We start from the raw sequence: 8,738 nt of genomic DNA on the forward strand, positions 1-8,738 counted from the left end.
CGGCGCGCGGATGGCCGAGAACGTCTCCTACTATCGTTGTGCTTTTCGTTGTAGGACACCAGGTCCCGCAGCGTGAAGCCGTCGTGGGCGGTGACGAAGTTGATCGACGCGAAGGGGCGCCGGCCGTCGTCCTGGTAGAGGTCCGACGACCCGGTGATCCGGCTCGCGAACTCCCCCAGCGTCGACGGCTCGCCGCGCCAGAAGTCGCGCACGGTGTCGCGGAACTGCCCGTTCCACTCGGTCCACAGCGGCGGGAAGTTGCCGACCTGGTAGCCACCGGGGCCGACGTCCCACGGCTCGGCGATCAGCTTCACCTGGCTGACGATCGGGTCCTGCTGCACCAGGTCGAAGAACGTCGACAGCCGGTCGACGTCGTAGAACTCGCGGGCCAGCGCGGAGGCGAGGTCGAACCGGAAGCCGTCGACGTGCATCTCCGTCACCCAATAGCGCAGCGAATCCATGATCAGCTGCAGGGTGTGCGGGTTGCGGACGTTGAGGGAGTTGCCGGTGCCGGTGTAGTCCATGTAGTACTCGGGCTCCCCCTCCACCAGCCGGTAGTAGGCCTCGTTGTCGATGCCCCGCATCGACAGCGTCGGCCCGAGGTGGTTTCCCTCGGCCGTGTGGTTGTAAACCACGTCGAGGATCACTTCGATCCCGGCCTCGTGGAAGGCCTTGACCATGCCCTTGAACTCCTGGACCTGGCCGCCCTCGCCCGGCATCGCCGCGTAGGAGTCGTGGGGCGCGAAGTACCCGATCGTGTTGTAGCCCCAGTAGTTCGTCAGGCCTTTTTCGGCCAGCCCGTGGTCGGTGACGAACTGGTGCACCGGCAGCAGTTCCACCGCGGTCACGCCGAGTTTCTGCAGGTGCTCGACGACCGCGGGGTGCGCGAGACCGGCGTACGTGCCCCGCAGTGCTTCGGGCACGAACGGGTGATGCACGGTCATGCCCTTGACGTGCGCCTCGTAGATGACCGTCTCGTTGTACGGCCGCTTCGGCTGGCGGTCGTTGCCCCAGTCGAAGAACGGGTTCGCCACCAGCGAATACGGCACGCGGCCGGCGCTGTCGTCGTCGTTGCGCTCGGCCGGGTTGTCGAACTTGTAGCCGAACAGCGACTCGTCCCACTTCACGCCGTGCGAGACGGCCTTCGCGTACGGGTCGATGAGCAGCTTGTTCGGGTTGCAGCGCAGGCCGCGCTTCGGGTCGTACGGGCCGTGCACCCGGAACCCGTAGCGCTGCCCGGGGCCGACGTTGAGCAGGTAGCCGTGGTGGACGAAGCCGTCCACCTCTTCGAGCGCGTACCGCTCCTCCTTGCCCTCGGCGTCGAACAGGCACAGTTCGACGCGCTCGGCCACCTCGGAGAACAGGGCGAAGTTCGTCCCGACTCCGTCGTAGGTGGCGCCGAGCGGGTAGGGCGTTCCGGGCCAGGGCCGCACTGGGTTTCTCCTCGAGCTTGGTCGTGCCGGTGGCGTACCACCGGGGGTCGCGCGCACAGGGATGGTCGTTACCGTCGTCACCGGGGCAGCGGCCGGGCCGCCGCCAGCGGTGCGACCGCGGCGCGGACTCCCTTCGCGGTGAAGAAGCCGTCGACGCTGACGGGGAGGCGAATCCGCCAGTTAGGGTACTGGTCGATGGTTCCGGGCAGATTCGGCTGCCGCACCTGGCCCGCCACGTCGGCCGGAGAGGTCAGCACCAGCCGGGACGCGGCTCGCGCGAGCAGGGTGTGCAGCGCGACGACCGGGTCGTCGTCCGGAATGCCTTCGCGGGCAACGAGTTCCAGCAGCGCTGTGCGCTCCTCGGCGGCGGCCTGCTCCTCCGCTTCGACCCCGCGGTCCAGCAGGCCGAGCTCGGCGCGGACCCGGACGTGCTCGCCCCGCAGCCAGCCCGCGACGGTCGGCAGGTCGTGCGTGGAGATGCTGGCCATCGCGTCCGGGTCCCAGGTGTCCGGCGAGGTGAACGGCCGGCCGGGCGCGTCCCAGTCGCGCTCGAACCACAGCACGGCGGAACTGAGCATCCCCCGTTCGTGCATGGTTTCGGTGACGACCTCCTCGACGGTGCCGAGGTCCTCCCCCACGACGACGGCGCCGGCGCGGTGCGCTTCGAGCGCGAGCACGCCGACCATCGCTTCGGCGTCGTAGTGGACGTACGTGCCGCGGTGCGCGGGCTCGCCCGGCGGGATCCACCAGAGCCGCCACAGGCCGGCGATGTGGTCGACCCGGATGCCGTCGGCGAAGCGCAGGACGCCCCGGATGACGTCCCGGAACGGCGCGTACCCGGCCTCGGCCAGCTTGTCCGGCCGCCACGGCGGCAGGTTCCAGTCCTGGCCCTGCTGGTTGAAGGCGTCCGGGGGCGCGCCGACCCGCACGTCGGCGGCGAAGACGTCGTTGAGTGCCCAGGTGTCGGCCCCGCCGGGGTGCACCCCGACCGGCAGGTCGTGCACGATCCCGACGGTCATCCCGGCCTCGCGGGCGGCTTGACGTGCCACTTCCAGCTGGACCCGGCAGAGGTGCTGGAGCCAGGCGTGGAAGGCGACGCGGTCCTTCAGCTCTTCGCGCGCCTTCGCCGTGGCCGGTCCGGCCGGGTCGCGAAGGTCCTCCGGCCAGTCTCGCCAGTCGCCGCCGTGCTGCTCGGCGAGGGCGCAGAAGAGGGCGAAGTCCTCCATGTCCCCGGGGACTTCCTCGACGCGGTGCGGCCACAGCAGCTCGAGGGCGGCGCGCTTGGCCGTCCAGACGGCGTCGTAGTCGATCAATTCGCCTTCGCGGTCCGGGGCCAGGGACTCGACGGCGGCCCGGGTGGCGGCATCGGCCTGCCGGAAGGTCTCGGTGGCGGTGACGCGCAGGTAGACGGGGTTGGCGAACCGGCGGCTCGCGGGCGAGTACGGCGACCGCTCGATCGGGTGGGCGGGGCTGATCGCCTGGACCGGATTGACCAGCAGGACGCCGGCGTCCAGTTCGGCGGCCGACCGGGCGGCGAAGGTGGCGAGGTCGGCGTAGTCGCCGATGCCCCAGGAACCGGCCGAGTGCAGGGCGTAGAGCTGCAGCATCCACCCCCAGGCGGGCCGCACCTGCGGCAGCTTCGCCGGCACGACGGCGAGCACGACGTCCTGATCGGCGGTGACCACCCGGTGCCACCCGAGCGGCAGGTCGGCGGGCAGGTGGCCGGCGGCCTGCCGCCGCGTCCCGTCTTCGAGGACGACCTCGGCGTCGACGCCCAGCGCGGTGCCGGTGCCTTCCCGCACGACGATGGTCGGCGGCAGGGCGGCCGGGGCTTCGCGCGCGGCGCCGAGCGCGGCGGCGATGGCCTGGTCACTGGTGGCATCGACGCCGAACTGGCCGAGAACGGCGACGACGACGTCATCGGCCACCTCGACCCAGACCCGGTCGGCGTTCTCGTACCGGGTGGCGACACCGTAGTAGGCGGCGAGCTCGTGCAGGGCGGGGATCTGTTCGGGCACGGGACCAGCATTCCGGTGCCGGGCGGTTCCCGCCATCCGCACGGCCGACGTCACCCTCGGAGCTTCGCGAGCCCGAGGGCCGGGAGCCACTCACCCCGGCGGCGGGAGCGCCCCGGCCGGCCCGCAGGAAGGTCCCTCACGAGCGGACCTCCTCGCGCTTGCCGAACAGCTCCTCCCAGACCGGCCCGGCGAACAGCCAGATCGCCGACACCGTGCCCAGCCGCGGCAACCACCCCCACAGCGGCGCCACCCTCTCCGGCTCGCCGATCGCGAAGATCGCCGCCAGCAGGGCCGCCGCCGCCAGCCCGCAGGCCAGCAGGCACTTGCCCCACTCGCGCCACTCGTGCCGCGCCCTCTCCCGGCCCTGCCTCTTCGGCGGTGGTGGCGGCCCGCCCGCAAACCGATACGCGAACCGCTCGTCCGCCCACCGCACCATGCTCGGCCCGAACACGACGCTGAACCCCAGGTAGACCGCGGCCAGGCCGTGCGTGAACCCCGGCTTGCCCCCGGCGGACAGGTCCAGCACGGTCGCCACCAGCACCACGACGTCGACCAGCGGCACCAGGGCCAGCACCACCGCCGAGGCGCGTCGCAGGCGCAGCACGTACCGCACCGCCAGCCCCGCCGCGATGAACACCCAGAACCCGATCTCGCCCGCCGCGATGACGGCCGCCATCGGGTTCTCCGCGAAGAACTTCCCGATCTCGTCCACACCGCCACGCTCCCCCGCCCGCCCGCCCGGCCGCGTCCGCGAAGGGACGGACCGGGCGTCATCACTTCGTAGGACGCGGCCGCCTCACGCGGTGTGCTGGGATGATCAGGTGCCTCTCCCCCGCCTGCGCTCGCTCCCGGTGTGGCAGCAGGACGGCCTGATCGCGCTGGCCACCTGGCTGCTCGGCTTCCTCGTCTACGCGACGGACGTCCACCGGCTCGTGACGGGCTACGACCACGCGCCGCTGGGGGTGCGGCTGCTGGAGCTGACCGCGTTGTGCGGGCTCGAGCTGCTCCGCCGGCGCGTCCCCCTGGCGCTGGTCCTGGCCACGGCGGTGCTCGCGGTGGACGTCCGGCTCGGCCCGTCGCTGCCGGTGCTGATCGTCTACACCGACTTCCTCTACGCGGCGACGCTCTACGGCTCCCGGCGCACCAGCCGGGTGATGATCGGCCTCGCCGCGTCCTCCGTGGTGGGCGTGCTCGCCGCGGTGCTGGTCCTCTCGCAGCAGTGGCGGGCCGCGGTGCTGGCCGCGGTCGCCGTGCTGCCGTTCGTCATCACGCCGGTGTGGTGGGCGGCGAACGTCCGCCAGCAGCGCGACGTCGCCGAGGCCGAGCGCGCCAACGCCGGGCAGCTGGCGAAGATCGCGGAACTGGACCGGCGGGCGGCGGTCGCCGCCGAACGCGGGCGGATGGCCCGCGACCTGCACGACGTCATCGCCGGACACCTCTCGGCCATCGCCATCCAGTCCGAGGCGGCACTGTCGCTGCCGGACCCGAAACTGGCGAAGGCCGTGCTGGAATCGGTGCGGGAGAACAGCGTCAGCGCCCTGGAGGAGATGCGCGCGATGATCGGGCTGCTCAAGGCCGACGGCGGCGAGACGGAGACGACCGCGCCCGCCCGGCTCGCGGACCTGGCCAAACTGGCGGAGTCGGCCAGGGCCAGCGGGCTGGAGGTGCACGTCGAGTCCACTGTGGACGAGCGGCTGCCGCTGCCGGCGGCGGTCGACCTGACGGCGTACCGGATCGCGCAGGAAGCGCTGACCAACGCCGTCAAGCACGCCCCAGGCGGCCGGGTCGACGTCGCCGTCCGCTGCCTCGACGGCGTGCTCGCGGTCGAGGTCCGCAACGACGTCCGCGGCCCGCTCCCCGCCACCGGCGCCGGCACGGGCCTGCTGAACATGCGCGAGCGCGCCGACGCGGTGGGCGGCGAGCTCACCGCGGGCCCGGCGGGCGACGGCTGGCTGGTGCGCGCCGAACTCCCGGTGAGCCCGCTGTGACAACCGGAACTTCGTCCCGGGCCGGGGGCTTCGCCACCCGGACCCCCGAAAGGCTGCGATGACAGTCCGCGTCCTGGTCGCCGACGACCACAGCGCCATCCGGTTCGGCCTCACGACCATCCTCGGCAACGCCGAGGGCATCGAGGTCGTCGGCGAGGCGGCTGATGGCGCCGCCGCCGTCCGGCAGGCGCGGGCGCTGCGGCCGGACGTCACGCTGATGGACGTCCGGATGCCGGGCACCGACGGCATCGCCGCCACCCGGGAACTGGTGTCCGCGGGGCTCACCCAGGTGCTCGTGCTGACCACGTTCGACCTCGACGAGTACGTGCACGGCGCGCTGCGGGCCGGAGCGGCCGGTTTTCTGCTCAAATCGGTCGAAGCGCCCCGGCTGATCGAAGCGGTGAAGCTCGTCGCGGCCGGTGACGGCGTGCTCGCCCCGCAGGTCACGCGGCGGCTGATCACCGCGTTCGCCGCGTCGGCCCCGGACCGGGCGCCCCTCCCGCCCGGCCTCGGCGACCTCACCGACCGCGAGCGCGAGGTGCTCGGCTGCCTGGGCGAGGGCCTGTCCAACACCCAGATCGGCACCCGGCTGCACATCGGCGAGGCGACGGTGAAGACACACGTCTCGCGCGTGCTGGCCAAGCTCGGCCTGCGCTCGCGGGTGCAGGCCGCGATCCTCGCCCAGGAGACCGGCGCCGATCTGCGGAAAGACTCGTGACCTTCTAACTTTCTCCTCATGGGTGAGCGGAGAACGTTGAACGTGGACGAGGTCCTGGACCGCCAGGACTCCGGGGAGCTCAAACGGCGGCTGCGCGGGCGCGACCTGATCGGGTTCGGCGTCGGGATCATCATCGGCACCGGCATCTTCACCTTGGCCGGCGTCGAGGCGAAGACCCACGCGGGGCCGGCGGTGACGCTGTCGTTCGTGCTCGGCGCGGTCGTCGCCGGGCTGGCGGCGCTGTGCTACGCGGAGCTCGCCTCCAGCGTCCCGACGGCGGGAAGCGCTTACACCTACGCCTTCGCCACCCTCGGCGAGGTGTTCGCCTGGATCATCGGCTGGGACCTGCTGCTGGAGTTCGCGCTCGGCGCCGCCGTCGTGTCGCGCGGCTGGTCGGGGTACCTGGCGAACCTGCTCGGGCTGTCGCCGGAGTGGTTCGGCGAGGACGCGAAGGTCAACATCGGCGCGGTGCTGATCATCGCCGTGCTGACCGTGGTCGCCGTGCTGGGGATCAAGGAGTCGGCCTGGCTGACCAACCTGCTGGTGTGCGTGAAGGTCGCGGTCTGCGTGCTGGTGCTCGCGGTCGGCCTGTTCTTCGTCAAGGGCGCGAACCTCACGCCGTTCATCCCGCCGGCCAAGGCGCCCGAAGCCGGGTCGACGGTGCTGGAGCAACCGATCGTGCAGGCCGCGCTCGGCCTGGAGCAGTCGGTGTACGGCATCGCCGGCATGATCACCGCGGCCGCCGTGGTCTTCTTCGCCTACACCGGCTTCGAGGCGCTCGCGAACCTCGGCGAGGAGACGCTGAACCCGCGCAAGGACCTGCGCGTCGGCATCCTCGGCGCACTGGGCGTGTGCGCGCTGCTCTACATCGGCGTCTCGATCGTGCTGACCGGCATGATCCCGTTCACCGACATCGACACCGGCGCGCCGCTGGCGGACGCGTTCGACCGGGTCGGCCAGCACTGGGTGGGTGCGCTGATCTCGCTCGGCGCGGTCACCGGGCTGACGTCGGTGATGATGGTCGAGCTGGTCACGATCGGGCGGATCGGGTTCGCGATGGGCCGTGACGGCCTGCTGCCGAAGGCGCTCGGCACCGCGCACCCGCGCTGGGGCACCCCGCACCGGATGACCATCGGCGGCGCGGCGCTCATCGCCGTCCTGGCCGCGTTCATCCCGATTTCCGAGCTGGCCGACATGGTGAGCATCGGCGCGCTGTCGGCGATGATCATCGTGGCCGTGGCGGTCCCGGTGCTGCGCCGCCGCCGTCCCGACCTGGACCGGCCGTTCCGGGTGCCGTTCTCGCCCGTGGTCCCGGTCCTGGCCGCGCTGGCGTGCCTGTACCTGATGCTGAACCTGAACGTGCTGACGTGGCTGCGGTTCGCCGCGTGGCTGGTGATCGGCCTGGTGATCTACTTCGCCTACGGCCGCCGCCACTCCCGCTTCGCGGTCAGTCCCAAAAGGACGGAGTGAGCCCGGCGCCGCCGGCCGCCGCGCGCACCACGCCGGCCTGGCCGGTGTCGACGACCACGAGGACGCCGAGCCCGGCCAGCGCCGCCGTCACCCATTCCACGGGCTGGTCGTGCCGGCCGTCGTCCCCGAGCGACGGATAGGTGTCCACAACGGACAGCAGGGTGCCCTCGGCGCCGATGCGGATGCCCGCCAGGAGCACGAAGTGGCCGCCGGGCGGGCGCCAGCGTGACGTCCACAGTGGAGGGACGCCGGTGTCGAGGTAGTCGAGCAGCGCGCGTTCCGGGGTGTCGTGCGCGCCGAGCTCGGCGCCGTCGATCCGGGCCAGCACCGCGACGCGCGGGACGTCCCACAGCCCGACGAGCAGGTCGAACAGCGCCTCGGTGGTCCACTCGCCGGTCACCGGCACCGCCGCGAGCGTCCCGCGCGACAGCGACTCGACGGCCGCCGCCAGCCGGGAAACCCGGGTGCCGGCCGCGGCCGGATCCTCGACGACGGGCACGGGCAGCCGGAAGTCCCGCCGGCCCGGCTCCCCCGGCGGGTGCACGGCCGGCCCCCGGACGGTGCCGGCGGCCACGGCGACGGTGTCCTGATCCGGCACGTCGAGCCCGGCCGCCCGCAGCGCGGCGAGCCCGCAGAACGCCGCGGCCAGCCCATCCTTCTGGGGCAGCTCCGCCTGGGCAACGGCGGCCAGCCGGGCCCCGCCCGGCAGCCACCGCACCCCGGACAGGTCGAGCTGCCCGCCGTCGATCCCCGAAGTCATCGGTCCCCTCAGTTGCGCCGGAGGTGGCGGCCTGTGGTTCGTTGTGCCGTCCTGACCAGAATAGGGTTCTCGGTGGGGGTGGAGGGGCTGGCAGGGGCTCGGGGCGCGGGTTGGGTGGTCGCGGGGTGGGGGCTTGGTGGGGCTGGCTGCCTTGGGGGCTGTCTGTCGTCGGGCCGCCTGTCGTGGGAGGCCGCCTGTCGTGGGAGGCACCTGCCACGGGAGCCGCCCGCCACGGGAGCCACCTGCCGTGGGAACCGTCTGCCGCGGGAGCCACCAGCCACGGGAACCACCTGCAGCGGGAACCGCCCGCCACGGGAGCCACCTGCCACGGGAGCCACCAGCCACGGGAAC

7 protein-coding genes are annotated in these 8,738 nt (G+C 72.6%); 3 read left to right on the forward strand and 4 right to left on the reverse strand.

The features are described 5' to 3' along the window. The 3 genes from glgX to ACWEVN_RS43650 form a co-directional block, all read right to left on the reverse strand. Nucleotides 1–1,433: glycogen debranching protein GlgX (gene glgX, locus ACWEVN_RS43640; protein ID WP_452055197.1), on the reverse strand; the 1,433-nt coding region annotated here is incomplete at its 3' end. A gap of 77 nt (nucleotides 1,434–1,510) precedes the next feature. Further along, the gene (gene malQ, locus ACWEVN_RS43645; protein WP_452055202.1) at nucleotides 1,511–3,487 is read right to left on the reverse strand and encodes a 4-alpha-glucanotransferase; all 1,977 of its coding nucleotides are present in this window, start codon (nucleotides 3,485–3,487) and stop codon (nucleotides 1,511–1,513) included. A 100-nt stretch (nucleotides 3,488–3,587) separates the two neighbouring features. Further along, nucleotides 3,588–4,163: a hypothetical protein gene (locus tag ACWEVN_RS43650; RefSeq protein ID WP_452055198.1), complete on the reverse strand. Its 576-nt coding sequence runs from the start codon at nucleotides 4,161–4,163 to the stop codon at nucleotides 3,588–3,590. A 109-nt stretch (nucleotides 4,164–4,272) separates the two neighbouring features. Between ACWEVN_RS43650 and ACWEVN_RS43655 the strand changes: the two genes are divergently transcribed. The 3 genes from ACWEVN_RS43655 to ACWEVN_RS43665 are packed head-to-tail and all read left to right on the forward strand — an operon-like array spanning nucleotide 4,273 to nucleotide 7,627. Beyond that, nucleotides 4,273–5,439, forward strand: a complete 1,167-nt coding sequence (locus ACWEVN_RS43655) for a sensor histidine kinase (protein WP_452055199.1) — start codon at nucleotides 4,273–4,275, stop codon at nucleotides 5,437–5,439. A 58-nt stretch (nucleotides 5,440–5,497) separates the two neighbouring features. Beyond that, the gene (locus ACWEVN_RS43660) at nucleotides 5,498–6,157 is read left to right on the forward strand and encodes a response regulator (protein WP_452055200.1); all 660 of its coding nucleotides are present in this window, start codon (nucleotides 5,498–5,500) and stop codon (nucleotides 6,155–6,157) included. A 42-nt stretch (nucleotides 6,158–6,199) separates the two neighbouring features. Beyond that, a complete protein-coding gene (locus ACWEVN_RS43665) occupies nucleotides 6,200–7,627 on the forward strand; it encodes an amino acid permease (RefSeq protein ID WP_452055203.1) in 1,428 nt (475 codons plus the stop codon). On the opposite strand, the gene ACWEVN_RS43670 is transcribed toward ACWEVN_RS43665, so the two are convergent. After that, complete coding sequence (locus tag ACWEVN_RS43670) at nucleotides 7,605–8,387, reverse strand: DUF6885 family protein (RefSeq protein ID WP_452055201.1); 783 nt, start codon at nucleotides 8,385–8,387, stop codon at nucleotides 7,605–7,607. The two genes, ACWEVN_RS43665 and ACWEVN_RS43670, sit on opposite strands and share 23 nt — an antisense overlap. Between the last annotated feature and the right edge of the window lie 351 nt (nucleotides 8,388–8,738).

It is taken from the genome of Amycolatopsis sp. NPDC003861, from assembly GCF_053605405.1.

Coding starts and splice junctions, on each gene's coding strand:
- ACWEVN_RS43660 (WP_452055200.1), top strand. CDS start 5,498: ATGACAGTCCGCGTCCTGGTCGCCGACGACCACAGCGCCATCCGGTTC.
- malQ (WP_452055202.1), bottom strand. CDS start 3,487: ATGGCGGGAACCGCCCGGCACCGGAATGCTGGTCCCGTGCCCGAACAG.
- ACWEVN_RS43670 (WP_452055201.1), bottom strand. CDS start 8,387: ATGACTTCGGGGATCGACGGCGGGCAGCTCGACCTGTCCGGGGTGCGG.